This is a genomic window from Mesorhizobium sp. M0870 (genome assembly GCF_040319775.1).
GTDB lineage: Bacteria > Pseudomonadota > Alphaproteobacteria > Rhizobiales > Rhizobiaceae > Mesorhizobium.
In genome coordinates this window covers 10,001-34,977 of sequence record NZ_JAMYOI010000017.1, presented here as the reverse complement: position 1 = coordinate 34,977, position 24,977 = coordinate 10,001, and the positions used below count along the sequence as shown (strand labels likewise).

25 protein-coding genes and 1 pseudogene (1 of these 26 cut by a window edge) are annotated in these 24,977 nt (G+C 63.8%); 19 read left to right on the top strand and 7 right to left on the bottom strand.

The annotated features are described in order from the left end of the window. Positions 1 to 4 precede the first annotated feature (4 nt). From NKH97_RS20595 to NKH97_RS20580, 4 genes are all read left to right on the top strand, one after another. Entirely contained in the window at positions 5 to 757 is a 753-nt protein-coding gene (locus NKH97_RS20595) for a GNAT family N-acetyltransferase (protein ID WP_352613267.1), read from the top strand. Beyond that, on the top strand, positions 750 to 1,172 hold the full coding sequence (locus NKH97_RS20590) for a (deoxy)nucleoside triphosphate pyrophosphohydrolase (protein WP_023811151.1): 423 nt from the start codon (positions 750 to 752) through the stop codon (positions 1,170 to 1,172). Before NKH97_RS20595 ends, NKH97_RS20590 begins: the two co-directional genes overlap by 8 nt. A gap of 128 nt (positions 1,173 to 1,300) precedes the next feature. Continuing rightward, positions 1,301 to 1,615, top strand: a complete 315-nt coding sequence (locus tag NKH97_RS20585) for a hypothetical protein (RefSeq protein ID WP_352585067.1) — start codon at positions 1,301 to 1,303, stop codon at positions 1,613 to 1,615. A 109-nt stretch (positions 1,616 to 1,724) separates the two neighbouring features. After that, on the top strand, positions 1,725 to 1,910 hold the full coding sequence (locus NKH97_RS20580) for a Flp family type IVb pilin (RefSeq protein ID WP_352441702.1): 186 nt from the start codon (positions 1,725 to 1,727) through the stop codon (positions 1,908 to 1,910). Positions 1,911 to 1,938: 28 nt separating this feature from the next. Here NKH97_RS20580 and NKH97_RS20575 read toward each other — a convergent pair whose 3' ends face one another. After that, the gene (locus tag NKH97_RS20575; protein WP_352585065.1) at positions 1,939 to 2,814 is read right to left on the bottom strand and encodes a class I SAM-dependent methyltransferase; all 876 of its coding nucleotides are present in this window, start codon (positions 2,812 to 2,814) and stop codon (positions 1,939 to 1,941) included. Between the two features lie 65 nt (positions 2,815 to 2,879). On the opposite strand from NKH97_RS20575, the gene NKH97_RS20570 reads away from it, so the two are divergent. From NKH97_RS20570 to NKH97_RS20555, 4 genes are read left to right on the top strand one after another with little or no spacing between them, the layout of a single operon-like run. Beyond that, complete coding sequence (locus NKH97_RS20570; protein WP_023811155.1) at positions 2,880 to 3,680, top strand: ComF family protein; 801 nt, start codon at positions 2,880 to 2,882, stop codon at positions 3,678 to 3,680. A gap of 27 nt (positions 3,681 to 3,707) precedes the next feature. Further along, entirely contained in the window at positions 3,708 to 3,977 is a 270-nt protein-coding gene (grxC, locus tag NKH97_RS20565; protein ID WP_023811156.1) for a glutaredoxin 3, read from the top strand. Between the two features lie 10 nt (positions 3,978 to 3,987). Beyond that, a complete protein-coding gene (locus tag NKH97_RS20560) occupies positions 3,988 to 4,854 on the top strand; it encodes a carbon-nitrogen hydrolase family protein (protein WP_023811157.1) in 867 nt (288 codons plus the stop codon). Next, complete coding sequence (locus tag NKH97_RS20555; protein ID WP_023811158.1) at positions 4,851 to 5,276, top strand: DUF1178 family protein; 426 nt, start codon at positions 4,851 to 4,853, stop codon at positions 5,274 to 5,276. Before NKH97_RS20560 ends, NKH97_RS20555 begins: the two co-directional genes overlap by 4 nt. Positions 5,277 to 5,280: 4 nt before the next feature. Here the strand turns inward: NKH97_RS20555 and NKH97_RS20550 are convergent, their stop codons facing one another. After that, a complete protein-coding gene (locus NKH97_RS20550; protein WP_023811159.1) occupies positions 5,281 to 5,766 on the bottom strand; it encodes a MarR family winged helix-turn-helix transcriptional regulator in 486 nt (161 codons plus the stop codon). A gap of 99 nt (positions 5,767 to 5,865) precedes the next feature. Here NKH97_RS20550 and NKH97_RS20545 point away from each other — a divergent pair, with 99 nt between their 5' ends. Further along, positions 5,866 to 6,792 carry a DMT family transporter gene (locus NKH97_RS20545; protein ID WP_023811160.1) on the top strand — a complete coding sequence of 309 codons (927 nt, stop codon included), beginning with the start codon at positions 5,866 to 5,868 and terminating at the stop codon, positions 6,790 to 6,792. Here NKH97_RS20545 and NKH97_RS20540 read toward each other — a convergent pair. Beyond that, positions 6,789 to 7,129: pseudogene (locus NKH97_RS20540) on the bottom strand (MmcQ/YjbR family DNA-binding protein). The gene NKH97_RS20545 and the pseudogene NKH97_RS20540 overlap by 4 nt on opposite strands. A 26-nt stretch (positions 7,130 to 7,155) precedes the next feature. Continuing rightward, the gene (gene ubiG / locus NKH97_RS20535; RefSeq protein ID WP_023811162.1) at positions 7,156 to 7,905 is read right to left on the bottom strand and encodes a bifunctional 2-polyprenyl-6-hydroxyphenol methylase/3-demethylubiquinol 3-O-methyltransferase UbiG; all 750 of its coding nucleotides are present in this window, start codon (positions 7,903 to 7,905) and stop codon (positions 7,156 to 7,158) included. A 279-nt stretch (positions 7,906 to 8,184) separates the two neighbouring features. Between ubiG and NKH97_RS20530 the strand changes: the two genes are divergently transcribed. Next, positions 8,185 to 8,757: a putative glycolipid-binding domain-containing protein gene (locus NKH97_RS20530; RefSeq protein ID WP_348629846.1), complete on the top strand. Its 573-nt coding sequence runs from the start codon at positions 8,185 to 8,187 to the stop codon at positions 8,755 to 8,757. Between the two features lie 11 nt (positions 8,758 to 8,768). On the opposite strand, the gene NKH97_RS20525 is transcribed toward NKH97_RS20530, so the two are convergent. Further along, the gene (locus tag NKH97_RS20525) at positions 8,769 to 9,113 is read right to left on the bottom strand and encodes a response regulator (RefSeq protein ID WP_352798651.1); all 345 of its coding nucleotides are present in this window, start codon (positions 9,111 to 9,113) and stop codon (positions 8,769 to 8,771) included. Then, positions 9,110 to 10,624 (bottom strand): CHASE3 domain-containing protein, encoded by a 1,515-nt coding sequence (locus tag NKH97_RS20520; protein ID WP_352798649.1) that lies wholly within the window; start codon positions 10,622 to 10,624, stop codon positions 9,110 to 9,112. The genes NKH97_RS20525 and NKH97_RS20520 overlap by 4 nt, the downstream gene beginning before the upstream one ends. A gap of 257 nt (positions 10,625 to 10,881) precedes the next feature. On the opposite strand from NKH97_RS20520, the gene NKH97_RS20515 reads away from it, so the two are divergent. The 9 genes from NKH97_RS20515 (at position 10,882) to NKH97_RS20475 (ending at position 24,412) form a co-directional block, all read left to right on the top strand. After that, positions 10,882 to 12,135: an aspartate kinase gene (locus NKH97_RS20515; RefSeq protein ID WP_013529459.1), complete on the top strand. Its 1,254-nt coding sequence runs from the start codon at positions 10,882 to 10,884 to the stop codon at positions 12,133 to 12,135. Positions 12,136 to 12,218: 83 nt separating this feature from the next. Next, on the top strand, positions 12,219 to 14,489 hold the full coding sequence (gene ptsP, locus NKH97_RS20510) for a phosphoenolpyruvate--protein phosphotransferase (protein WP_013529460.1): 2,271 nt from the start codon (positions 12,219 to 12,221) through the stop codon (positions 14,487 to 14,489). A gap of 10 nt (positions 14,490 to 14,499) precedes the next feature. Next, on the top strand, positions 14,500 to 15,579 hold the full coding sequence (gene prfA, locus NKH97_RS20505; RefSeq protein ID WP_352613274.1) for a peptide chain release factor 1: 1,080 nt from the start codon (positions 14,500 to 14,502) through the stop codon (positions 15,577 to 15,579). Continuing rightward, complete coding sequence (gene prmC / locus NKH97_RS20500) at positions 15,572 to 16,444, top strand: peptide chain release factor N(5)-glutamine methyltransferase (protein ID WP_352798646.1); 873 nt, start codon at positions 15,572 to 15,574, stop codon at positions 16,442 to 16,444. The genes prfA and prmC overlap by 8 nt, the downstream gene beginning before the upstream one ends. Positions 16,445 to 16,747: 303 nt before the next feature. Continuing rightward, entirely contained in the window at positions 16,748 to 17,671 is a 924-nt protein-coding gene (locus NKH97_RS20495; RefSeq protein WP_352798644.1) for a DUF4167 domain-containing protein, read from the top strand. A 219-nt stretch (positions 17,672 to 17,890) separates the two neighbouring features. Next, positions 17,891 to 20,497, top strand: a complete 2,607-nt coding sequence (clpB, locus tag NKH97_RS20490; protein ID WP_352798642.1) for an ATP-dependent chaperone ClpB — start codon at positions 17,891 to 17,893, stop codon at positions 20,495 to 20,497. Between the two features lie 114 nt (positions 20,498 to 20,611). Then, positions 20,612 to 20,977, top strand: coding sequence for an MmcQ/YjbR family DNA-binding protein (locus NKH97_RS20485; RefSeq protein WP_352798640.1), 366 nt, complete (start codon positions 20,612 to 20,614; stop codon positions 20,975 to 20,977). A gap of 148 nt (positions 20,978 to 21,125) precedes the next feature. Next, on the top strand, positions 21,126 to 22,631 hold the full coding sequence (locus NKH97_RS20480) for a L,D-transpeptidase family protein (RefSeq protein WP_352798716.1): 1,506 nt from the start codon (positions 21,126 to 21,128) through the stop codon (positions 22,629 to 22,631). A gap of 221 nt (positions 22,632 to 22,852) precedes the next feature. After that, on the top strand, positions 22,853 to 24,412 hold the full coding sequence (locus NKH97_RS20475) for an MFS transporter (RefSeq protein ID WP_352774856.1): 1,560 nt from the start codon (positions 22,853 to 22,855) through the stop codon (positions 24,410 to 24,412). 6 nt (positions 24,413 to 24,418) lie between these two features. Here NKH97_RS20475 and NKH97_RS20470 read toward each other — a convergent pair whose 3' ends face one another. Further along, positions 24,419 to 24,977, bottom strand: partial view of a M23 family metallopeptidase gene (locus NKH97_RS20470; protein WP_164892966.1) — the final stretch only. 1,409 nt of this gene lie beyond the right edge of the window; 559 of the gene's 1,968 nt are visible here — the last part of the coding sequence; its start codon lies beyond the right edge, outside the window; the stop codon is at positions 24,419 to 24,421.

The window sequence follows — 24,977 nt, the reverse complement described above, 5'->3', positions numbered from 1 at the left end:
AAGCATGCTCGCGATCGTGCGCCGCTACGAGGCGGCCGGCTTTCGCGCCTGGCCGGCAGCCGCCATCCATTATGACGGCACCTGGGTGGTGCGGCTGACCGCCGGCCATCCGGCCAAGCGGCTGAACTCGGTCAATCCGCTCGATCCAGGCGATACCCAGCACATTGCCGACCGTATCGGCCGGGCCAGCCGCCGTTTCGATGCCTATGGAAGGCCGCTGACGTTCCGCATGTCGCCGCTGTCGGGCCCAGATCTCGCCAGCCATCTCGACCGCGAGGGCTGGAGCCGGTTCGACGAGTCGCTGGTCATGCGGCTGCCGCTGGCCGGCGCGCAGCTCGACGCCGCCATGGACCAGATTCCGCTCAAGGACATCAGCCGCTTCATCGGCGCGTCGCTCAAGGTCAGCGGTTCGGATGTTTCGCTGCGGCCCGGCCTGTCGGAGATCATCGGCGCCATCCAGCCCGAAGCCGGGCTGTTCGCGCTCGAAGATGGAGCCGAGGCGCTGGCGACGCTTATCTGCGTGCATGACGGCGATCTCGCCGGCCTGTTCGAGGTCGCCACCGACAAGTCGGCACGCAACAGGGGCCATGGCCGCAACCTGATCCTGTCGGCGCTCAAATGGGCGCGACTGCGGGGCGCGCGGGAAGCCTGGCTGCAGGTCGAGGCCAACAATGTGCCGGCGCTGGCGCTCTACCATTCGCTCGGCTTCGAGGAAGTCTATCGCTACCACTATCGCCGGCCCCCGGGTCATGAATGATGTCGTGACCGCCGGCAAACGCCTGCTCCTGGTCGCCGCCTGCGCGCTGGTCGATGCCGACGGCCGGGTGCTTCTGGCGCAGCGGCCTCAGGGCAAGCAACTTGCCGGGTTGTGGGAATTTCCCGGCGGCAAGGTCGAGCCCGGCGAGACGCCCGAACAATGCATCATTCGCGAACTGCATGAGGAAATCGGCATCGAAACCGACATCCCGTGCCTGGCGCCGCTTACTTTCGCCAGTCATTCCTACGACGATTTCCACCTGCTGATGCCGCTGTTCGTCTGCCGCCGCTTTCGCGGCATAGCCCAGCCCAGGGAAGGGCAGACGCTGAAATGGGTGCGGCCGAAGCAGATGCGCGACTATCCGATGCCGCCGGCCGATGCGCCGCTGATCCCGTTCCTCATCGATCTTCTCTGAGGCTCGCGTTCGGTCGGTTCCTGGCCGAGGCGTGTATCAGCCAGCGTTAATGGAAGATTTATCTCGTCGTGAAAAATTGAGGCATGGCCGTTCGCGGCCGAGCCGTCGATTTGCCGGGGAGCGATAGCATGAGCCTAGACAGGGATTGGGATTCGATCCGGCCCGAGCGCGGCTTTCGCGCCGCCGATGCGGGCATGGGCATATTGCGCATCACGCTGCTGTTCGGTTCGGCCGCGGTGGCGCTGGCGCTGATTGTAACCCCTTTCCTCGACAGCCAGACACGCTCGCTGTCGGCCCGTGATGGTTTCGGCGGGCTTGACATGGCGGCGACAGGCTCGATCGGCCATCGCGAAACCTACACGCTGCGCCGCAGCGTGCTGCAGCCGCAGCCGAGCTCGGTCTGCATCATCAGGTCCAATGGCAGGAGCAGCGGCGACTGCTGACATGGTTAAGAGATTTCGGAAAGGCGGCGGTTTCATCGCCTGTTAAGCCTTTGCCGTTAACCTTTCTTAACAGGTCGGCTGTAGGGTCCCGGACAGAGGGGTTGAGGCCATGAAAGCAGTCCTGCTGGGTTTTTTGAACGACGAGACCGGCGCCACGGCCGTCGAATATGGCGTGATCATCGCCGTGCTGTCGCTGGCCATCATCGGCGGTATCGGTGAGGTCCGTGACGGGATCGTCTGGCTGTTCAGCGACAACAACAGCAAGCTTGCGAACGCTTTCGCACCCACTCCCTGATCCAACTTTTCCGCGCCTGCGGGCAGGATCATTGCCCGTCGGGCGCCTCCAGGATTGTTTTCAGCGAGACCTTGGCCGACCCTGGCTTCAGCGGTTTTTGCTGCGATGCGTCGGGCGCCCAGCCGGACATCCAGACAATCGAGAAACTTGCCCTGACACGGCCATCGGGGTCGGAAAACCGCTCGGCGTAGATTTCCGCCGCGCGGGCAAACAGCTTGCGCGAGCCCGGCCGCCGGCTGCGATCGGTGAGCGCATTGGTTTCGCCCATGGCCCGCAGATCCGCCATCAGGTTGAACAGGCTGGCATAGCGCACGGTCACCGTCTCGACGTCGGCGACCGGCAGAGCGAGACCGGCGCGCTGCAGCAGCGCACCGGCATCGCGCACGTCGGTGAACGGGGCGACACGCGGGCTGGCGCCGCCGTAAAGCTCGGTCTCGGCCGAAAGCAGGCTTTCGCGCAATTCGAAAAGCGTACCGGCGCCGGCAAAGGCGCCGAGGAAAAGCCCATCCGGCCGCAACGCACGGCGGATCTGGATCAGCATGCCGGGGATGTCGTTCATGGCCTGCAGCGACAGAAGCGACACCGCCAGATCGAGGCTTTCGGGTTCGAACGGCACGGTTTCGAGCGGTGCGATCAAGCCGGCGCCGCCACCGCTCAGGAAGGCCGTGTCCGCCTCGACGCGGACAATGTCGGCGACCTTGCTGCTTTCGGCGAGCGTTTCGGCCGCCGCCGGCGTCTGGCAAAACAGCACAGCCGCCTTGCCGAACCTGCGCTCGACGGCGCCCAGCCGGTCGGCAAGGTCCTCGGCCGTGCGGCGCATGAGAAAGTCCGCACCGTCGACCGGATGGGCAAGCGCGCGCCGCTTGTGCGCCAGCCACAGAGAGGTATCCATTATCGGCTGCAACGGGCAGATCCTTTGTTTGTCCACGCTCCGAGATCGTTGATATAGTGGCGTGCAGGAGCAACCACCTGGCCGATCCGATGCCCAAGATCAAGTCCATCGGAATAACGAACCTGGCCCGGTCGGTTGTCGGCTGGCCGGCGCGGATGCTGTTTCCGCCGGTCTGCGCCGGTTGCCGCCGGCATGTCTCGCAGCCAGGCGTGCTGTGCGGCGCCTGCTGGCCGAAGCTCAGGCTGCTGGAGCGGCCATGGTGCCCGGTCATGGGCACGCCGTTCACCCACCATATGGGCGAAGGCTTTCTGTCGGCCGAGGCGATTGCCGATCCGCCGCCTTTCGAGCGGGCGCGGGCGGCGGTCGCCTATTCCGGCGTTGCCCGACAGATGGTGCAGGGGCTGAAATACCAGGATCGCACCGATCTGGCACCATGGATGGCGCGCTGGATGGTTCGCGCCGGTGCCGATCTCATCGCCGACGCGGATGTGGTGGTGCCGGTGCCGCTGCACTGGCGGCGCTTTTTCAGGCGGCGCTTCAACCAATCTGCGGAACTGGCGAGGGCCGTCTCGACGCTCAGTGAATTGCCCTTCGCCCCCTCGGCGGTGCGGCGCGTGAAACTCACCCGCCAGCAGGTCGGGCTGGAGCGCGGGGAACGCGAGGAAAATGTGCGGGCCGCCTTTCGGGTACCCGCCGAGGCGGAAATCGAGATCGCCGGCCGCAGGGTGCTTTTGATCGACGATGTCTACACCACCGGCGCCACGGTGCGCTCCGCCACCAAGGCGCTGAAAAGGGGAGGTGCGGCCGCCGTCGACGTGCTGACCTTTGCCCGTGTGTTGCCGGGGGACTTCCGGGCGGACGAGTCCGCGACTATATAAGTCGGCAACGAACAGCGGAAATTCGTCATGGTCGATGTCACGATCTACACCCGCATGATGTGCGGCTATTGCACGGCAGCCAAGCGGCTGCTCGAGCGCAAGGGCATAGCCTTTACCGAGCACGATGCCTCCTTCTCGCCGGAACTGCGCCAGGAGATGATCTCCCGGGCGCATGGCCGCTCGACCTTTCCGCAGATTTTTATCGGCGATACGCATGTCGGTGGCTGTGACGATCTCCACGAGCTGGAGGCCGAAGGCCGGCTCGACAAACTGCTCGCTGACGGCGCGACGAATTAAGGGAATGACGATGGGTGTTTTCAAAGCCGCTGCGATCCAGATGCGTTCAGGCGAGAGCCCCGAGCGCAACGCCGTCGATCTCGAACGGCTGGTGCGTGAAGCAGCTGGCCAAGGTGCCGCCTACATCCAGACGCCGGAAATGACCGGCGCGCTGATCCGCGACAAGGAAGCTCGCGCCGCCTCCTTCACCTCCGAGGACAAGGATATCGTCGTTTCGACCGCGCGCAAGCTGGCCAAGGAACTCGGCGTCTTCCTGCATATCGGCTCGACAGCCATTTTACGCGCCGACGGCAAGCTCGCCAACCGGGCGCTGCTGTTCGGGCCGGACGGCGCCACGCTCGCGACATACGACAAGATCCACATGTTCGACGTCGATCTCGACAATGGCGAGAGCTGGCGCGAATCCGCCGCCTATGAGCCGGGCACCGAGGCCGTCGTCACCGAGATCGAGGGTGCAAAGCTCGGCTTCGCCGTTTGCTACGATCTGCGCTTTCCGCAACTCTTCCGCGCCGAGGCACTGGCCGGCGCCGACCTGCTTTCCGTACCTGCCGCCTTCACCCGGCAGACGGGTGAGGCGCACTGGCATGTGCTGCTCAGGGCCCGCGCCATCGAGAATGGCGCCTATGTCGTCGCCGCCGCGCAGGGCGGCTTGCATGAGGATGGCCGCGAGACCTACGGTCATTCGCTGATCGTCGATCCGTGGGGCCGTATCATCGCGGAAGCCGCGCATGACGAGCCGGCGGTGATCATCGCCGAGATCGACCCGGCGCAGTCGCTTGCCGCGCGCAAGAAGATCCCCAATCTCAGGAATGCGCGGGATTTCGCCGTCAATGCTGGCTTGGGCGAGGCGCCGCGGCTCAGGGGTGCAGCCTCTTGATCCGTTTTGCCCTGATCTGTGAGCACGAGCACGAATTCGAAGGCTGGTTCCGCAGCAACGACGATTTCGACACCCAGAAGAAGCGCGGCTTTGTCGATTGCCCCACCTGCGGTTCGCACAAGGTGCAGAAAGCGCTGATGGCGCCGGCTGTCTCCACGGCGCGCAAGCAGGAAACCATAGCGCTCGCCATGGGCGAGGCGCAGAAGCAGGCTCTGGCGCAGCTGAAGGCGATGGCCGAGAAGGTGCGCGAGAATGCCGACTATGTCGGCGACAAGTTCGCCGAGGAAGCGCGAAAGATCCATTTCGGCGAGAGCGACCCGCGCGGCATCTATGGCGAGGCGACGCTGGACGAGGCCAAGAGCCTGGCCGAGGATGGCGTCGAGTTCATGCCTATCCCGGTATTCCCGGACGATCGCAACTGACCGGCTAGCTGACGCTACCGATCAATTTCTCAAGCAGCCGAGAGAGCGTTTCGCGTTCCGCCTGCGTCAAGCCCGAGAGAACCGCGTGCTCGTTGGCCACGTGGGCGGTAACGGCCTCGTCGACCAGCGCCAAGCCCTTTTCGGTCAGCCTCACGACAATGCCGCGTCTATCGTTGGGATGAGGCCCACGCAGGATCAATCCGGACGTTTCGAGCCGGTCGAGCCGGTTGGTCATGGCGCCCGATGTGACCATCGTCGCTTCATAGAGAGCGGTCGGCGTCAGCGCATAGGGTGAGCCAGCGCGGCGCAGCGTCGCCAGCACGTCGAACTCGCCCGACTGCAATCCATAGCGGGCAAACAACGGCGCCAGGCGCTCGCGGGCGATCAGCGAGGAGGCCTCGTTCAGCCGTCCGAGCACGGCCATCGGCGAGACATCCAGATCGGGCCGCTCCCGCTTCCATTGCTCGATCGCTCTTGCTGCCCTGTCCAACTGTCTCACCATTATTTATCTTGACGTTAAGAATCTTGCCATTATCTTATCGTAACATGCAATGCCGGCCAAGAGCCGCCGCGCTACAGGATTCGGTCAATGAAACTTCTCTGGGATTCGGCGCTCGGCCTGCTGGTCGTCACCGGCGGCCTGCTCGGCCTGACGCTGCCCTTCGGCAAGCTCGCCACGGCTGCCGGCGTGCCGGCCATGGTCTGGGCCTTCGTCATCTCGCTCGGCGCCGGCGGGGTCTTGCTGTGCGTGCTCTTGGCTCGCGGCAAGCGGGTCCGGCTCACCGCGCACAAACTGCGCTATTTCTTCGTCACCGCCGCGGTGTCCTATGCTGTCCCCAACCTCCTGATGTTCTCGGCCATCCCGCATCTGGGCGCCGGCTACACCGGCATCATGTTCACCCTGTCGCCTGTCATCACACTGGTGTTCTCGATCCTGTTGCGTGTCCGGCGCCCCAACATGCTGGGCATTGTCGGCATCGCCGTCGGCTTCGTCGGCGCTGTCATGGTGGCGGTGACGCGCGGCGAGGCCGGCCAGCCGGCCGATTTGTTCTGGGTGGCGATGGGGTTGCTCATTCCGGTCAGCCTTGCCGTCGGCAACATCTACCGCACGGTCGACTGGCCGGACGGCACCGGCCCGATCGAGCTTGCCGTCGGCAGCCATCTGGCGTCAGCGGCGATGCTGCTTGCCGGCATTCTTCTCCTGTTCGGCGGCGAGGCTTTCGTGCCACTCGGCGGCGTGCCGCTGGTGGTGGTCGCGCAGGTCGCGTCGGCGTCGGCGATGTTTGCCTTCTTCTTCAGGCTGCAGGCGGTTGGCGGTCCGGTCTATCTCAGCCAGATCGGTTATGTGGCGGCCGCCGTCGGCCTGTTTGCCGGAACCATCTTCCTCGGCGAGCACTATCAGTTGCTGACCTGGGCAGGCGCGCTCATCATCACTGCCGGCGTGTTCATCACCACCAGGGCACAAAGCCAGAAGGGTCGAGTTCCTGCAGCCGGAGCCGCCTTGCCGATCCGTTAGGCCTGGCTCGCGTCAAAGATTTTCCTGAGAGCCGGCGGGGCAACATTTCGCCATGACATCCGTATTGCGCTGCGAAATGTCTTTCATCGCATGCGTCAAGAATGATCGACGTCCAGCCCTTTCGTCCCCATCCACCAGGCACTGGCTTGAAAACCAGCGGTTCGGCTGCAGTCGTCATCTCTTGCTGGCCGATGTCGAGCTTTATGACGGCGCGATCGTTTTCGGGCAGCGACATGAAGATGCGATTGCGTACCCGGAAGTCGGCCTTGCCGAAATGCGATTTCTCGGCCGCTTCGGGAAGCTCAAGCGCCAATTGTCGGGCTCTCACACTGTCCACGGTCCGACAAATCTCCAGATCAGCCTTCAGACCGAGCCTTTTTCCGCCAGGACCATGTAGTTGACGTCCATGTCCTTCGACCGCGCCCAGCGGTCGGCCAGCGGGTTGTAGGTGACGCCGGTGCGGTCGATGATGGTCAGGCCGGCGCCGCCAAGCGCCTTTTCGAGCTCTTCCGGGCGCACCAGCTTGCCGAACTGGTGGGTGCCGCGCGGCAGCCAGCGCAGCACATATTCGGCCCCGATGATGGCTAAGCCCAGCGCCTTCAGCGTGCGGTTGATGGTGGCCACGAACATGATGCCGCCGGGCCGCACCATCTCGCCGCATTTGGCGACGAACAGGTCGATGTCGGCGACATGCTCGACCACTTCCATGTTGAGGATGACGTCGAATTTCTCGCCGGCGTCGGCAAGGTCCTCGGCCGTCGTGGCGCGATAGTCGACGCTGACATTGCCCTCGGCGGCGTGCAGCTTGGCCACTTCGATGTTGGTTTCGGAGGCATCTGCGCCCACAACCTCGGCGCCAAGCCGCGCCATCGGCTCGCACAGAAGTCCGCCGCCGCAGCCGATGTCGAGGATGCGCAGGCCCTCGAAAGGCCTTGCAGCGCGCGGGTCACGGCCGAAGCGCGTCGCTATCTGGTCGCGGATATAGGCCAGCCGGACCGGATTGAATTTGTGCAGGGGACGGAATTTGCCGTTCGGGTTCCACCATTCGGCGGCAAGGGCGGAAAAGCGTTCCACTTCTCCGGCATCGATCGTCGATCGTCGGGGCTCTGGCATCGGTTGGTCTCCTCGACACTACAGCGCCGCGCGTCCTCTTGGACGCGCAAAGGACGCTGTAGCACTTTAAATTCTGCGTATGATCCTTTCCGAAATCGACTTCGATTTCGGGGTCATGCGCTAGGAAGTCGGGCGTGAGGCCGCGAATGTCAAGGCAGCATTTTCCTCGGCCTGCCAGGCAACAGGCTCTGTCAGGGCATGTCACCTGTCACGCGCCTGCATCGAAACACAATTGATCCGCCGGGCGAAAAGGAGACAGGATTTGAATTGGAGGAAACCATGATGAAACAGGAAACGGCTTCGATCCTTTGGCACCGCCTCGACGTGGAGGGTCACGACGCCTGCCTGTTGTCACAGACCAATGTCGGGCACAGTCTCGAGGGACAGGCCATCTTCATCCAGGACGGCAAGCCGTGCTGCCTTGGCTATGAGGTGATCTGCGATGTCGGCTGGCGCACGCGTTCAGCGCGGATCGACGGCTTTCTCGGCACCCGCAAGCTGCATTATGCGATCGAACGCGATTCGGACGGCCAGTGGACGCTGAATGGCGAAGTCCAGCAGGGCGTCGACGGCCTTGTCGATGTCGATCTTGGCTTCACACCGGCATCGAACCTGCTGGCGATCCGCCGGTATGACCTCGGCATCGGCGAGGCGACGCCTGCTCCGGCCGCCTACCTGACTTTCCCTGAACTGAGCCTGGTGCGCCTCGATCAGACCTATCGGCGTCTCGACACGGTTCGCTACGCCTATGCCGCGCCGGTGTTCGGCTATGATGAGACCCTCAACATCTCGCCGCACGGCTTCGTTGTCGACTATCCTGGCCTGTGGAGAAGCGCGGCTGCGTCAGACTGAAGCGATTGTAATCAATCCGCTGCGCCCTGCGTCGTGCCGAGCACGTCACGCAGTTTCGCCGCCAGTTGCTCGATGGTGAAGGGCTTGGCGAGGAAATGCACGTCGTGGTCGAGCACGCCGTTGTGGACCACCGCGTTCCTGGTGAAGCCGGTGGTGAAGATCACCTTCAGCTGCGGCATGCGGGCAACGGCCTCTTCCGCCAGCTTGCGGCCGTTCATGACGGGCATGACGATGTCGGTGAACAGAAGGCCGACGTTCGGGCGCTCCGCCAGTTTCTGCAACGCTTCCTCGCCGCTCGCGGCATGAATGACGGTGTATCCGAGTTCGCGTATGGCCTCGGTGGTGGAGACCCTCACGCGGGCATCATCCTCGACGACAAGATCGTTTCGGTGACCGGTGCGGCGGGGTTGTCGCCTCGCCCGGTGGGCACGGCCGGCTCATCGGCGCCGAAATACCGCGGCAAGTAGATCTTGATCGTCGTGCCTTCGCCGGGTTCGGAATAGATATTGACGTGGCCGCCCGACTGTTTGACGAAGCCGAACACCTGGCTCAATCCCAGGCCGGTGCCCTTATTGACCGGCTTGGTGGTGAAGAAGGGTTCAAAGGCCTTGGCGATGACATCGGGGGTCATGCCCGAACCGGTGTCGCTGACGGCGATCATCACATACTGGCCGGCCGCGACTTCGGCATGGGCGGCGGCGTAGCTCTCATCGAGATGGCTGTTGGCGGTCTCGATGGTCAGCTTGCCATCATCGCCCATGGCGTCGCGCGCGTTGACGGCCAGGTTGAGAACGGCGTTCTCGATCTGGCTCGGGTCGGCATGGGTTTTCCACAAGCCTCCCGCCAGCACCGTTTCGATGCGGATGGTTTCGCCGAGTGCCCGACGGATCAGGTCGGACATGCCGGTCAGCAGACGGTTGGCGTCGACGATCTGCGGCGCCAGCGGCTGCTGGCGCGAGAAGGCGAGCAGCCGGGCCGTCAGATTGGCGGCACGGGTCGCGGCATCGATCGCCGCATCGACGAATTGTGCGATGTCGTGCTCGCCGCGCGCCAGCTTGCGCTGGGCGAGGTTCATGGCGCTGATGATCACCGCCAGCATGTTGTTGAAGTCGTGGGCGATGCCGCCTGTAAGCTGGCCGACAGCCTCCATCTTGTGCATCTGGCGGATCTGGGATTCGGCCTTTTCGCGTGTCTCGATCTCCTTGCCGAGGGCGACGTTCTTGCGCACCAACTCATCCTGGGCAACGGCAACCTCACGGAAGCGGCGGCGCGATTCCCTGATCGCGTAGCCGGCAAGCAGGAAGATCGCCAGCAGCGCCGCCACCGAACCGATGCGTAACCAGGCCTCGACCTGGTCGGTATGCGCATCGCGCGCGGCGACGGCTGCGGCGCTGATGCGTCGGACCGTATCCATGCTGGTCCGGATTTCCTCCATGACGGCCTTGCCCTGGCCGCTGCGAACCAGATCCAGCGCATTCGTCGCATTGCCCTGGTTGTACAGGGCAATCGTCTCGGCCAGTTCAGCCTGCTTTTGCGAAAGCGCGTCCTTCATATGGCTGATCTGCTGGACGAGCTGGTCGTCAGGGGCAGTCAAGCTGTCGATGCGGGCAAGTTGCCCCGGAATGGCGCCGACAGCGCGCTGATAGGGATCGAGATAGGATTCCTCGCCGGTCAGCAGATAGCCGCGTTGGCCGCTCTCTGCATCTTGCGCCAGCGAAAGCAGTCCCGAAAGCAATTGCTGATATTCGATTGCCTCGCGCGCGGCGGCGCGGTTGGCCCGCTGTTCCTCGACCAGCATGGCACGGCTGCCGACAATCAGCGCCAGCACGGCAAAGCCGGCGACAAGCGGGAGCGATTGCCATCGCATGGCGCGTCGAAGACGAGCAATCATCATCTGTTATGCCGAACCAAAAGAATTCCCCGCAGGCAGCATTTCGTAGGCGGCGGCGGGGCGGAAGGCAATATGCCGGCTTCTGGAACCGGCAATCGGCCGCCAGCCTTGCGAAACCTTCATCATTTGGCTAAGGAGGCCGCGCATTCAGCGGCCGGCGTCAGCCGGCCTTCCGCTTTTCGGGATTCCGGCTTTTGGCCGGGTCCGGCTTCAGGCAAAGGCATTTCGCTCCCATGGCGCGCATCGTGATGAAATTCGGCGGAACCTCGGTCGCCGACATCGCCCGCATCCGCAACGTGGCGCGTCACGTCAAACGCGAGGTCGACGCCGGCCACGAGGTGGCGGTGGTCGTTTCGGCGATGGCTGGAAAAACCAATGAACTGGTCGGCTGGACGCGTGAGGCCTCGCCGATGCACGATGCACGCGAATATGACGCGGTCGTCGCTTCCGGCGAACAGGTCACGGCCGGCCTTCTGGCCATCACCTTGCAGAATATGGGCGTGCATGCACGTTCCTGGCAGGGCTGGCAGATCCCGATCAAGACCGACAATGCGCATGGCGCGGCGCGCATCCTCGACATCGACGGCGCGTTCCTGATCAAGCGCTTCGGCGAGGGCCAGGTGGCGGTGATCGCCGGTTTCCAAGGCATCGGCCCGGACAATCGCATCGCCACGCTCGGCCGCGGCGGCTCCGACACTAGTGCTGTCGCCATCGCCGCGGCGGTCAAGGCCGATCGCTGCGACATCTACACCGATGTCGACGGGGTCTACACCACCGATCCGCGCATCGAGCCCAAGGCGCGGCGGCTGGCCAAGATCTCGTTCGAGGAAATGCTTGAAATGGCTTCGCTCGGCGCCAAGGTTCTGCAGGTGCGTTCGGTCGAGCTTGCCATGGTGCACAGGGTGCGTACCTTCGTGCGGTCGTCCTTCGACGATCCCGACGCGCCCGGAATGGGGGATTTGCTCAATCCGCCCGGAACGCTCATTTGCGACGAGGAAGAGATCGTGGAACAGCAGGTCGTCACCGGAATTGCCTACGCCAAGGACGAAGCGCAGATTTCGCTGCGCCGGGTCGGCGACCGGCCGGGCGTTGCCGCCGGCATCTTCGGGCCGCTGGCCGAGGCCAACATCAATGTCGACATGATCGTCCAGAACATTTCCGAGGACGGCAAGTTCACCGACATGACCTTCACCGTGCCGTCGGGCGATGTCGACAAGGCGCTGGCCGTGCTTGAACGCCTCAAGGCCTCGATCGGCTACGATGTCGTGCAGTCGGAAGCCGGCATGTCGAAGGTTTCGGTCATCGGCATCGGCATGAGGAGCCATGCCGGCGTCGCCGCCACCGCTTTCAAGGCGCTGGCCGACAAATCGATCAACATCCGCGCCATCACGACCTCCGAGATCAAGATTTCGATCCTGATCGACGGTCCATATACGGAACTTGCGGTTCGTACTTTGCATTCCGTCTACGGTCTGGATAAGCAGTAGCGAGAACGATTTGAGTTGTTGCGTGTGCGCCGGTCGCGGTGGAAACTGCGGCGGGCAGAATGCCCATTGGAGAACAAGCCGCGATGCGTGATCAGGCCAGTGGCCCGCGCGTTTTGCTCAAACGGCTCCGCGAGCTCATGCAGGAGCCGCTGGAGCCGCAGGAGCGGCTTGACCGGATTGTGCGCGACATCGCCTCCAACATGGTCGCGGAAGTCTGCTCGCTCTATGTGCTGCGCGCCGATTCGGTGCTCGAACTCTACGCCACCGAAGGTCTGAACCCGAACGCCGTCCATTTGGCGCAGTTGCGGCTGGGCCAAGGTCTGGTCGGCACGATCGCAGCCAGCGCGCGGCCGCTCAACCTGTCCAATGCGCAGGAACACCCTGCCTTCGCCTATCTGCCGGAGACCGGGGAAGAGATCTACAACTCGTTCCTCGGCGTGCCGGTGCTGCGGGCAGGGCGCACGCTGGGCGTGCTGGTGGTGCAAAACAAGACCATGCGCCACTACCGCGACGACGAGGTCGAGGCGCTGGAAACCACCGCGATGGTGATCGCCGAGATGATCGCCACCGGCGATCTGGCGCGGCTGACCCGGCCCGGCCTCGAACTCGATCTGCGCCGTCCTGTCAGCTTCACCGGCCTGTCCTTCAATGAAGGCGTCGGGCTCGGCCATGTCGTGCTGCACGAGCCGCGCATCGTCGTCACCAATCTTTTCAACGAAGACAGCGAGGAAGAGGTCCGCCGGCTCGAGACCTCACTCAGCTCGCTCAGGCTGTCCATCGACGACATGCTGGAACGCCGCGACGTCGCCTTCGAAGGCGAGCATCGCCAGGTGCTGGAAGCCTATCGCATGTTCGCCAACGATCGCGGCTGGGTGCGGCGGCTGGAAGAGGCCATCCGCAACGGCCTGACGGCCGAAGCGGCGGTGGAAAAGGTGCAGAGCGACATGCGCGCCCGCATGCTGCACATGACCGATCCCTATCTGCGCGAGCGGATGAGCGATTTCGACGACCTCGCCAACCGCCTGCTGCGCCAGCTGATGGGGCGCGGGCCGGAAGATGTCGCCGCATCGCTGCCGAAGGATGCCATCATCGTTGCCCGTTCGATGGGGGCCGCCGAGCTGCTCGATTATCCCCGCGACAAGATGCGCGGGCTGGTGCTCGAGGATGGTGCCGCGACCAGTCACGTCGTCATCGTCGCGCGTGCCATGGGCATCCCCGTCGCCGGCCAAATGAAGGGCGCCGTTTCCATGGCGGAAAACGGCGATGCCATCATCGTCGACGGCGAAGAGGGCGTGATCCATTTGCGGCCGCAGCCAGATCTCGAGGCCGCCTACGCCGAAAAGGTGCGTTTCAGGGCGCGCCGGCAAGAGGTCTACCGCGAGCTGCGCAAGAAGCCGTCGACGACCAGAGATGGTGTCCAGGTCGATTTGCTGATGAATGCCGGTCTTGCCGTCGACCTGCCGCAGCTTGCCGAAGCGGGTGCGGCCGGCATCGGCCTGTTCCGCACCGAACTTCAGTTCATGGTCGCCTCGACATTTCCCCGGGCCGAAGCCCAGGAAAAGCTCTACCGCGACGTGCTCGAGGCGGCGCGCGGCAAGCCGGTCACCTTCCGCACCATCGATATTGGCGGCGACAAGGTGCTGCCCTATTTCAAGGGCGCGATCCAGGAAGAGAACCCGGCGCTTGGCTGGCGGGCGATCCGCCTGACGCTCGACCGGCCAGGGTTGTTGCGCACCCAGATCCGCGCTTTGCTCAAGGCCAGCGGCGGCCGCGAATTGAAGCTGATGCTGCCGATGGTGACCGAGCTGGGCGAGATCGCCCAGGCACGCGAGATCATCGACCGCGAGGTGCGGCATTTGTCGCGCTTTGCCCATCATTTGCCGACCAGCCTGAAGCTGGGGGCGATGTTGGAAGTGCCGTCGCTATTGTTCCAGCTTGATGAATTGATGAAGGCGGTCGATTTCGTCTCGGTCGGTTCGAACGACCTGTTCCAGTTCGTCATGGCCGTTGACCGCGGCAACACGCAACTGGCCAACCGCTTCGACACGCTGTCGGCGCCGTTCCTGCGCGTGCTCAAGCAGATCGCCGATGCCGGCGTCCGCAACCATACGCCGGTGACGCTGTGCGGCGAACTCGCAGGCAAGCCGATCTCGGCGATGGCGCTGATCGGTCTCGGCTTCCGTTCGATCTCGATGTCGCCGGCCTCGATCGGTCCGGTCAAGGCGATGCTGACGGAACTGCCGCTGGACGAGTTGAAGGCGTTTTTCGACGACAATCTGATGGCTCCGGCACAGGGCTTGCCGATGCGGGCGCTGCTGCAGGCCTTTGCCGACGACCGTTCGATCCCGTTATAGCAGCTTCATCATGGTCAATTTGCCCCGCGATCGTATGGATCAAGTCGTCAAGCGTTTCGAGATGCTCGAAGCGCAGATGTCGGCCGGCCCGGCGCCGGATGCCTATGTGCGGATGGCGTCTGAATATGCGGAAATCCAGGACATGGTGGCCAAGGTCAGGGCGCTGCGCCTAGCCGAGCATGAGCAGGCCGACCTCGAAGCCATGCTTGCCGACAAGGGCACCGATGCCGAGATGCGGGCGCTCGCCGAGGCCGAGCTGCCGGAGGTCGAGGACCGTATCGAGGCGCTGCAGAAGGACATCCAGATCCTGCTGTTGCCCAAGGATGCCGCCGACGACAAGAACGCCATTCTCGAAATCCGCGCCGGCACCGGCGGTGACGAGGCCGCGCTATTCGCCGGTGACCTGTTTCGCATGTATGAGCGCTACGCCGCCGAACGCGGCTGGCGTTTCGAGACGGCCTCGGCCAGCGATGGTGACGCCGGCGGCTACAAGGAAATCATCGCCACCGTGTCCGGCAAGGGCGTCTTTGCGCACCTGAAGTTCGAATCCGGCGTGCACCGCGTGCAGCGCGTGCCGGCAACCGAGGCGAGCGGGCGCATCCACACCTCGGCGGCAACCGTCGCGGTGCTGCCAGAAGCCGAAGAGGTCGACATCGACATCAGGGCCGAAGACATCCGCATCGACACGATGCGCGCCTCGGGTTCGGGCGGCCAGCACGTCAACACCACCGATTCGGCCGTCCGCATCACCCATCTGCCGACCGGCATCATGGTCGTGCAGGCGGAGAAATCGCAGCATCAGAACCGCGCCAAGGCCATGCAGATCCTGCGGGCCCGGCTCTATGATCTGGAGCGCGGCAAGGCTGACGAGGAGCGTTCCGAATCGCGCAAGTCGCAGGTCGGTTCCGGTGACCGCTCGGAACGCATCCGCACCTATAATTTCCCGCAAGGCCGCGTCACCGACCACCGCATCAATTTGACGCTGTACAAGCTCGACCGGGTAATGATGGGCGAACTCGATGAGATCATCAACGCGCTGATCGCCGATCACCAGTCGAAATTGCTCGCCGACATCGGCATCGATGACTGACCTGCCCGATGCACTCGGGCCGCTGCTGCGGGAAGCGCGGGCTCGGCTCGGCGCTACCGTCGACGACCCGGCGCTCGATGCGCGGCTGATCGTCGAGCATTTTTCGGGCACGACGCGCACGCAAGCCATTGCGGACCCCGAACGCAGGCTCGGCGCCGGCGTTGTTGCCGAAATCGATGCCGCCTTGAGACGTCGCGCTAGCGGCGAACCGGTGCATCGCATCCTCGGCTATCGTGAATTCTACGGTTTGCGCCTGTCGCTGTCGCCGGAAACGCTGGAGCCGCGGCCGGATACCGAAACGCTGGTCGAGGCGATATTGCCCTTCGTCAAGGCAGTTGCGGCGCGGGAAGGCGGGTGCCGCATCCTCGATCTTGGCACCGGCACCGGCGCCATTGCGCTGGCGCTGCTCAGTGTCGTGCCGACGGCTAACGCCACGGGCGTCGACCTGTCCGCGGGTGCGCTGGTGACGGCGGCGCGCAATGCCGGGCAACTGGGTCTTGCAGGCCGGTTCACGACGCTGCAGTCGGACTGGTTCGAAAAAGTTTCCGGCCGGTACCATGTAATTGTCGCAAACCCTCCCTATATAACCACGGAAGACATTGGAAATCTGCAGGACGAAGTCCGCAATTTCGACCCGCGCCTGGCCCTGGATGGCGGCGCGGACGGTCTGAACCCCTACAGAACCATCGCTGCGGAAGCGGCAAGGTTTTTGGAAACTGAAGGCAGGATTGCGGTCGAGATCGGCCAAACGCAACGCAACGAGGTCTGCGAGATATTCGCTGCAGCCGGCTATGGGCCGGGCGGTGCTTTTCGTGACCTCGGTGGAAACGACAGGGTTGTTGTCTTTGAAAGGATAAAGCCTTGACGCAGTGCAAAAAAGCGCTTGGCAATGCCGGGGAATGCGGCTAGGGTCGCCTTAACCGGATGAGACGAAGCAGGCAGTGCTCTTAGCGATTCGGTTTTCCTTGGAAATAGCTGCCTTCTTGCGCAAACGATGCCCAAGCTTCGTGCGGGAATCGTCCGGCAAGTGATGTAACCGGAACAGGATGGCACGTGGCGCCAACGCAATCGATGCGGGCGAACGCCGGTGAAGAGACGAAACGGCTGGCTGCATGAGCGCCTCCGTTCGTGAAGAGTTTTTCGAAAATTTCAAAATGAAGAGAGTTTGATGAGGCCACAACAGCAGAACAGGCGCATGCGCGGTCGCAACAATAGTGGCGGCGGCGGTGGTAACAATAACAACAACAATAACAACAACAACCGCAAGGGGCCTAATCCCCTGACGCGCAACTACGAGAGCAATGGCCCGGATGTGAAGATCCGCGGTTCGGCTCAGCAGATCGCCGAAAAATACGCCACCCTTGCCCGCGATTCTCACAGCTCCGGCGACCGGGTCATGGCGGAGAACTATCTCCAGCACGCCGAGCACTACAATCGCATCATCGCGGCCGCACAGGCGCAGATGCCGATCCAGAACGCGCAGCAGAATCGCGATGATTTCGACGATGACGGCGACGAGGATCGCGACGATTTCGACAATGGCGGCAACAACAACAGCAACACTGTTTCCGACGTCCAGGTCCCGGTGATCAACCATGGCGCCGGCCCGCAGCCGGTCATCGAAGGGACGCCTGCCGAGGTTGCGCTCAACCGGGAAGGTGGCCGCGAGGCCCGCGATAACAATGGCGGGCGTAACAATGGTGGCCGCGACAACAATGGCGGGCGCCATCGCGATCGTCGCCCCAATGGCGGTTATGGCCAGAACGGCCAGCGCGACTTTGGTTCACCCGTGGAACAAGGTGGTCAGCCCCAGGGCAACGAGACCCCGGTTCAGGGCGAAGCCGTTTCGCCGACCGAATCTGTAGCGCCGGCCGAACCGGCTCCGTCGTTCGAGAATCTTTCCCCGGCAGGTCTTGCCGCCCAGGCCGAACTCAACGAGGCGGCCGCCGAAAGCGGGGCTGCCCGTCGTCCGCGTCGTCCGCGCCGCCCGCGCGTCAACGCCGATCAGGTTGATGGCGGTGGCGAAAGTGCCGAGGCGGCCCCGGTCGAAAGCGGCAATGCCCAGCCGGTCAATGTCGATATCGACAACTGATCAAACGGCACCTCAAGACATGGAACGGCGGGGAGAAATCTCCGCCGTTTTCGTTTGGGCGGCCGTGCAATATTATGAAGTTGCCGATATCGAGACGTCTTGAGGGTTCGGAACTTGTGCACCATATCAGCCTCAACTGGGCCCGGCTCGAATGGGCGGGTCCGTCACCGCAATCGGATCCGGTGCCGCAAAGCGGGCCGGTGATGGAAGGAGACAGATATGAACCTCGAGAAATACTCAGAGCGCGTGCGCGGCTTTATCCAGTCCGCGCAGACTATGGCGCTTTCCCGCAACCATCAGCAATTCACTCCTGAACATATCCTGAAAGTGCTCGTCGACGACGATGAGGGCCTGGCCGCGTCGCTGATCGAACGCGCCGGCGGCAACGTCCGCGACGTCAAGCTTGGCGTCGAGGCGGCGCTCGAAGCGATGCCCAAGGTCGAGGGCGGCAATGGCCAGCTCTATCTGGCGCAGCCGCTGGCAAAAGTGTTTTCGACCGCCGAGGAACTGGCCAAGAAAGCCGGCGACAGCTTTGTCACGGTGGAGCGGCTCTTGCAGGCGCTCGCCATGGAGAAATCGGCCAAGACCGCCGACATACTGGCCAAGGCCGGCGTCACCGCGCAGGCGCTCAATCAGGTCATCAACGATGTCCGCAAGGGCCGCACCGCCGATTCGGCGAGTGCCGAACAGGGCTACGACGCGCTGAAGAAATACGCGCGCGACCTGACCGCGGATGCCCGTGCCGGCAAGCTGGACCCCGTGATCGGCCGTGACGACGAGATCCGCCGCACCATCCAGGTGCTGTCGCGCCGCACCAAGAACAATCCCGTGCTGATCGGCGAACCCGGCGTCGGCAAGACGGCGATCGCCGAGGGCCTGGCGCTGCGCATCGTCAATGGCGACGTACCGGAATCGCTGAAGGACAAGCAGCTGATGGCGCTCGACATGGGCGCGCTGATTGCCGGCGCCAAATATCGCGGCGAGTTCGAGGAGCGGCTGAAGGCAGTGCTCTCCGAAGTCACCTCGGCCAACGGCAACATCATCCTGTTCATCGACGAGATGCACACGCTGGTCGGCGCCGGCAAGGCGGATGGCGCCATGGATGCGTCGAACCTGTTGAAGCCGGCTTTGGCGCGGGGCGAGTTGCACTGCGTCGGCGCCACTACGCTCGATGAGTATCGCAAGCATGTCGAGAAGGATGCAGCGCTTGCCCGCCGCTTCCAGCCGGTGTTCGTCGACGAGCCGACGGTGGAAGACACCGTCTCGATCCTGCGCGGCCTGAAGGAGAAGTACGAGCAGCACCATAAGGTGCGTATTTCGGATTCGGCGCTGGTGGCGGCGGCGACGCTGTCCAACCGCTACATCGCCGACCGCTTCCTGCCGGACAAGGCGATCGACCTGGTCGACGAAGCCGCATCGCGGCTGCGCATGCAGGTCGATTCCAAGCCCGAGGCGCTGGACGAGATCGATCGCCGCATCATGCAGCTCAAGATCGAACGCGAGGCGCTGAAGGTCGAGACGGACGGCGCCTCGAAGGATCGGCTTGCCCGCCTGGAAAAGGAACTCGTCGGCCTTGAGGAGGAATCGACCGAGATCACCGCCAAATGGCAGGCGGAGAAGCAGAAGCTCGGGCTGGCCGCCGATCTGAAGAAGCAGCTCGACGAGGCGCGCAACGACCTTGCCATTGCCCAGCGCAAGGGTGAATTCCAGCGCGCCGGCGAGCTTGCCTATGGCAAGATCCCGGAGCTGGAAAAGAAGCTGAAGGAGGCCGAGGCCCAGGACGGCAAGGTCGGCATGGTCGAAGAGGTGGTCACCCCCGACCACGTCGCCCATATCGTCTCGCGCTGGACCGGCATTCCGGTCGACAAGATGCTGCAGGGCGAGCGCGACAAGCTGCTGCGCATGGAGGACGAGATCGGCAAGCGCGTCGTCGGCCAGGGCGAGGCGGTGCAAGCTGTCTCGAAGGCTGTGCGGCGCGCCCGCGCGGGCTTGCAGGATCCGAACCGGCCGATCGGCTCGTTCATGTTCCTCGGGCCGACGGGTGTCGGCAAGACCGAGTTGACCAAGGCGCTGGCGAGCTTCCTGTTCGACGACGACAGCGCGATGGTGCGCATCGACATGTCGGAGTTCATGGAAAAGCACTCGGTCGCCCGGCTGATCGGCGCACCTCCCGGCTATGTCGGCTATGAGGAAGGCGGCGCGCTGACCGAAGCGGTGCGGCGCCGGCCTTATCAGGTCGTGCTGTTCGACGAGATCGAGAAGGCGCATCCCGATGTGTTCAACGTGCTGTTGCAGGTGCTCGACGATGGCCGCCTGACCGATGGCCAGGGCCGCACGGTCGACTTCCGCAACACGCTGATCATCATGACGTCGAACCTCGGCGCCGAATCTCTCGTCAATCTCGGCGAGGATCAGGACGTCGATCTGGTTCGCGACGAGGTGATGGGTGTCGTCAGGGCGTCGTTCCGGCCGGAGTTCCTCAACCGCGTCGACGAGGTGATCCTGTTCCACCGGCTGCGCCGGCAGGATATGGGCCGCATCGTCGAGATCCAGCTCAAGCGGCTGGAGAGCCTGCTTGTCGATCGCAAGATCACACTTTCGCTGGACCAGGAGGCGATCAATTGGCTGGCGGCCAAGGGCTACGACCCTGCCTATGGCGCGCGACCGCTGAAGCGAGTGATGCAGAAGGAATTGCAGGACCCGCTGGCGGAGAAGATCCTGCTCGGCGACATCCTCGACGGCTCGACCGTCAAGGTGACAGCCGGTTCCGACCGGCTGAACTTCCGCTCGAAACCGACGATTGTGGCGGCGGAAGTGGCAGCCTGATCCAAGCCGCGCGTCCATCCCGGACGCGCGGCTTTTGAGGTCTTTGTCATATGCATGTCGTTCTCCCAAAATCGGGGCCACTTTTGGGCGACATGCGCAAAAAAGCGGGCGCGGATGACACTGGACGATTACAACAGCTTCTGCGCCTCGCTGCCCGCGACGAGCCATGTCGTCCAGTGGGGCGGCGCCCATGTCTGGAAAATCGGGGCCAAGGTCTACGCGATCGGCGGCTGGGACCAGGGCCAGCAGCTCTTCGTCACCTTCAAATGCTCCGATATCGCCTATGACGTGCTCAAGGAGCAGCCGGGCCTGCGGCCCGCGCCCTATCTTGCCTCGCGCGGCATGACATGGATCCAGCGTCGGACAAGCCAGAGCATGGATGATGCCGCGCTGAAGGACTATTTGCGCGAGAGCCATCGCCTTGTAGCCCTGAAACTGGCCAGGCAGGCGCGCAAGGAATTAGGACTTGCCGCAAGCTAGTCTATATTCCTCGAGGCGCCGGAAAACCGCCATCTTCATGCCCGGTTCATGTTGGAACCATATGGTGGGTAACTGGTTTGCTGGCGAGGGGCTTCGCCAGAGAACAATGCCGGGCGGCGGCAATTACGGACCGGAGAGTTTCGCCACTATGCTGCGTACGATCTTCACCCTTTCGGTACTTGCCGGCGGGCTTTTGTCTGCCAATGCAATCGCTGCCCCAACGCAGGACAGCGCACCACCGATTGTCCGTGCCGCCGATACCGGGGGCATCCTTATCGCCCAGGACGGCAATCTCGACATCTACTACGACGCTAGAGGCAACCGCGTCATCGTCGATGCCGATACCGGCAAGGTCATCGCCATCCAGCCGCCGCAGACCCGGCTCGACCGTCGTGCCCTGCGCCGTGAGACACGACTGCGCGAATTGGGCCGCGCCCCCGACGGCGACGACCGCTACTATCTCGACGATCCGGAAGACATGGCGCGGTTCCGCCGCCAGCAGTTGGAAGAGGAAGGCCGCGTTATCCCGCCGCCGGCGGACGAGTACGAACCCTATGGGGACAATTCCGTCGAAGCCTATCCTCCCCCACCGCAGGACGATGGCAGCTACGACGACAATTATCCCGACGCGCCGCAGCCGGCGAAGCCGGGCACCATCAAGCGCCAGCCGCTGAACGAGGCCTCGATAGACCCTGCCCAGCCGGCGATACCCGCCGATCAGGCGGCTCTGCCACCAAAGGCTGGCGACAAGACCACTGTTGCCCCGGCACTTTCGCTGGGAGCGCGCCAGGATGTCGCCGCCCTTCAGGTGCTGCTCGACCGGGGTGGCGCTTCGCCTGGCGTCATCGACGGGCGTTTCGGTTCGAATGTCGACAAGGCGCTCGCTGCCTACAACCAGATCACCGGCGCCAATCTGCGATCGACCGACGCGGTCGCCATCCAGGCGGCACTTGCGCAATCCGGCGGCGATGCCTTCGCCAACTACACGATCACAGCGGAGGATGCGGCCGGTCCCTATGTCGCGTCGATCCCGGAAGACTACAGCCAGAAGGCGCAACTCGACCGCATGGGTTACACGTCGGTGACCGAGGCGCTCGCGGAGCGCTTCCACATGGACGAGAATTATCTCAAAGCGCTCAACCCGGACGTCGATTTCAATCGTCCCGGCACGACCATCAAGGTCGCCAATTTCGGAAAACTGGTTTCGACGCCGGTGGCCCGCATCGTCGCGGACAAGGACAAGAAAGAGGTTTTCGCCTATGATGCCGGCGGCAGACTGGTCGCGGCCTATCCCGCAACCATCGGCTCATCGGACACGCCGTCACCGTCCGGCATACACACGGTGTCGCGCGTCGCGCTCGATCCGAACTACACCTACAACCCCAGCATCAATTTCAAGCAGGGCCAAAACGACAAGGTCCTGACCATTCCGCCGGGCCCGAACGGTCCCGTCGGCTCGGTCTGGATCGCCCTGGACAAGCCGACCTATGGCATCCACGGCACGCCGGATCCGTCGAAGATAGGCAAGACCGAAAGCCATGGCTGCGTACGCCTGACCAACTGGGATGCGCGGGAGTTGGCCAAGCTGGTTTCGCCGGGTGTCACGGTGGAGTTTGTGGGCGGACCTTCAGCCGATAGCCTTGCGCAGCAGTGAGCTGTGAAGTGCGGCGGCATAGACCAGCTGCACGATCGGGATGAAACCGAGCTTTCAAGTGGTCGCCTTATCGAAATCCCCGCCGGCTGCACGTAACGGGGCTGGCATGACTGTGCCATTTGCACCCTGACATGGTGCAACCCTGGCCAAACGGCTGTTTTCAGCGACTGCAAGCCACTGGCCGGTTGTTGCTGGTGCGCTAGGGGTTTAAGCAAGGTTTCATGCATTCACCGAGTAAAGCTGCCGCCGTCCCGCTGACCAGCCCGGTCATGAATGGGACGTTCTGTCCGCAGTCGCAGCGGCGATTTGTGCTGATCGCGGCAATCCTGGCCTCGGCGCTTGGCTTCATAGACGGCTCGATCCTGGCCATCGCCACGCCGGCGATCCGCGTCAACCTTGGCGCCAGCCTTGCCGAGGCGCAGTGGATTTCCAATGCCTATGCGTTGACGCTCTCGGCGCTGATCCTGGCCGGGGGTGCCGCTGGCGACCGATTCGGCCTACGCCGCGCCTTCGTGGCCGGCATTGCGCTGTTCATCGTCGCTTCGCTTGCCTGTGCGCTGGCGCCGAATGCCATTGTGCTGATCGCATTTCGTGCCGTCCAGGGCATTGGCGCAGCGATCATGGTGCCCGGCAGCCTCGCCATCATCGCCAAGGCCTACCCGAAGAAAGAACGCGGCCGCGCTATCGGCATCTGGGCGGCGGCTTCGGCGCTGACCACGGCACTTGGCCCGGTGCTCGGCGGCTTCGTGCTGTCGGCCTTCGGCGACGGCATCTGGCGGGCGATCTTCGCCATCAACCTGCCGCTCGGGCTTATTTCGATCTGGCTGCTGCTGGCCAAGGTTCCAGCCGATACGCCGACGGAGAAACGCAGCCTGGATCTCGGCGGTGCAGCGCTCGCGACATTGGCCTTCGGCGCGCTTGCCTATGGGCTGACCTCGATGAGCGCGAGCGGCGAGGGCCTCATGGCAGGGCCGAGCATTGCCGCAGGCGTCGTATTGCTGGCTGCCTTCATCGTCTTCGAGCTTCGGCAGCGTGAGCCGATGATCGACCTCAGCCTGTTTCGTGTCGGTGCTTTCGCCGGTGCCAATGTGGCGACGTTCTTCCTCTATTTCGCGCTATCGGCCAACCTTTTCTATCTGCCGATGCTGCTGATCGCCGGCTGGGGACTGAGCACGGCCGAGGTCGGCTTCATCTTCCTGCCCTTGTCAGCAGCGATCGCGCTTTTGTCGGGACCTGTCGGCAAGCTGTCGGACCGGATCGGACCGCGTTTTCCGATCGCCTGCGGCAGCCTGGTCGTGGCTTTTGCGTTTGCCGGGTTGGCCTTGCTCACCTACGCCGGTATCCATAATTTCTGGACCGGAACATTCCCGCTGATGGGGCTGATGGGGCTCGGCATGGCTCTGGTCGTATCGCCTTTGTCGACCGCGATCATGACGGCGGTGGAAAACAAGGACACGGGGGCGGCCTCCGGCATCAACAATGCCGTCTCACGCATCGGCGGTTTGATCGCGGTGGCGGCGATGGGCTCGCTTGCCGCATGGGTTTACGCGAATGCGCTGGACGCGAGCGCAACGCCGGGCATCCCAGGATTTGGTGAACCGGCGCCAGCCGGGCTTGCGCCGGCCATCGATGCGGCGAGGCTCGCCGCCAGCGACGCCGCTTTTGCCGCGGTCTCTTCGGTGACCGCGCTGCTTTGCCTGTTTGCGGCTGTCATCGCCTGGACGACCATTCCCGGTGAGCGATTGCCATGGCCGCGACAGGCCGAAGATCAGCAAGGCTGAAGCGGGTCAACCGTCGATCTTGGCGCTCGCAACCTTCAGCGAATCGCTGTCTTCCTGCTTCAGCAGTTCGTCGATGCGCTCGCGCTCGCGCTTGAAGGCAACGAGGTCATCGCCCTTCAGCACCTTGCCGACCGGCAGGCGGACACGCATCGGATCAACCTTGGTGCCGTTGACGATCAGTTCGTAGTGAAGATGCGGGCCGGTGGCGAGGCCGGTCTGGCCGAGGAAGCCGATGGTCTGGCCCTGGCGGACGTGCACGCCCGGTTCGATGCCTTTGGCAAAAGCGCTCTGGTGATTGTATGATGTCTCATAGCCATTGGCATGGCGGATGATGATCTGCTTGCCGTAACCGCCGGCCCAGCCGACCTTCTCGACCGTGCCGTTGCCGGCGGCGATGATCGGCGTGCCGATCGGCGCGGACCAGTCGACGCCGGTGTGCATGCGGACATAGCCGAGGATGGGATGCCTGCGGGCGCCGAAACCGGAGCGGAATTTCCCGGCGGGCAGGGGATTGCGCAACAGGAACTGCTCGGCGCTCGAGCCGTCCTCATCGAAATAGTCGGTG

Coding starts and splice junctions, on each gene's coding strand:
- clpB (WP_352798642.1), top strand. CDS start 17,891: ATGAACCTCGAGAAATACTCAGAGCGCGTGCGCGGCTTTATCCAGTCC.
- NKH97_RS20545 (WP_023811160.1), top strand. CDS start 5,866: ATGAAACTTCTCTGGGATTCGGCGCTCGGCCTGCTGGTCGTCACCGGC.
- NKH97_RS20560 (WP_023811157.1), top strand. CDS start 3,988: ATGGGTGTTTTCAAAGCCGCTGCGATCCAGATGCGTTCAGGCGAGAGC.
- grxC (WP_023811156.1), top strand. CDS start 3,708: ATGGTCGATGTCACGATCTACACCCGCATGATGTGCGGCTATTGCACG.
- NKH97_RS20590 (WP_023811151.1), top strand. CDS start 750: ATGAATGATGTCGTGACCGCCGGCAAACGCCTGCTCCTGGTCGCCGCC.
- ubiG (WP_023811162.1), bottom strand. CDS start 7,905: ATGCCAGAGCCCCGACGATCGACGATCGATGCCGGAGAAGTGGAACGC.
- NKH97_RS20580 (WP_352441702.1), top strand. CDS start 1,725: ATGAAAGCAGTCCTGCTGGGTTTTTTGAACGACGAGACCGGCGCCACG.
- NKH97_RS20515 (WP_013529459.1), top strand. CDS start 10,882: ATGGCGCGCATCGTGATGAAATTCGGCGGAACCTCGGTCGCCGACATC.
- NKH97_RS20475 (WP_352774856.1), top strand. CDS start 22,853: ATGCATTCACCGAGTAAAGCTGCCGCCGTCCCGCTGACCAGCCCGGTC.
- NKH97_RS20495 (WP_352798644.1), top strand. CDS start 16,748: ATGAGGCCACAACAGCAGAACAGGCGCATGCGCGGTCGCAACAATAGT.
- ptsP (WP_013529460.1), top strand. CDS start 12,219: ATGCGTGATCAGGCCAGTGGCCCGCGCGTTTTGCTCAAACGGCTCCGC.
- prmC (WP_352798646.1), top strand. CDS start 15,572: ATGACTGACCTGCCCGATGCACTCGGGCCGCTGCTGCGGGAAGCGCGG.
- NKH97_RS20595 (WP_352613267.1), top strand. CDS start 5: ATGCTCGCGATCGTGCGCCGCTACGAGGCGGCCGGCTTTCGCGCCTGG.
- NKH97_RS20520 (WP_352798649.1), bottom strand. CDS start 10,624: ATGCGATGGCAATCGCTCCCGCTTGTCGCCGGCTTTGCCGTGCTGGCG.
- NKH97_RS20530 (WP_348629846.1), top strand. CDS start 8,185: ATGATGAAACAGGAAACGGCTTCGATCCTTTGGCACCGCCTCGACGTG.
- prfA (WP_352613274.1), top strand. CDS start 14,500: ATGGTCAATTTGCCCCGCGATCGTATGGATCAAGTCGTCAAGCGTTTC.
- NKH97_RS20485 (WP_352798640.1), top strand. CDS start 20,612: ATGACACTGGACGATTACAACAGCTTCTGCGCCTCGCTGCCCGCGACG.
- NKH97_RS20480 (WP_352798716.1), top strand. CDS start 21,126: ATGCTGCGTACGATCTTCACCCTTTCGGTACTTGCCGGCGGGCTTTTG.
- NKH97_RS20585 (WP_352585067.1), top strand. CDS start 1,301: ATGAGCCTAGACAGGGATTGGGATTCGATCCGGCCCGAGCGCGGCTTT.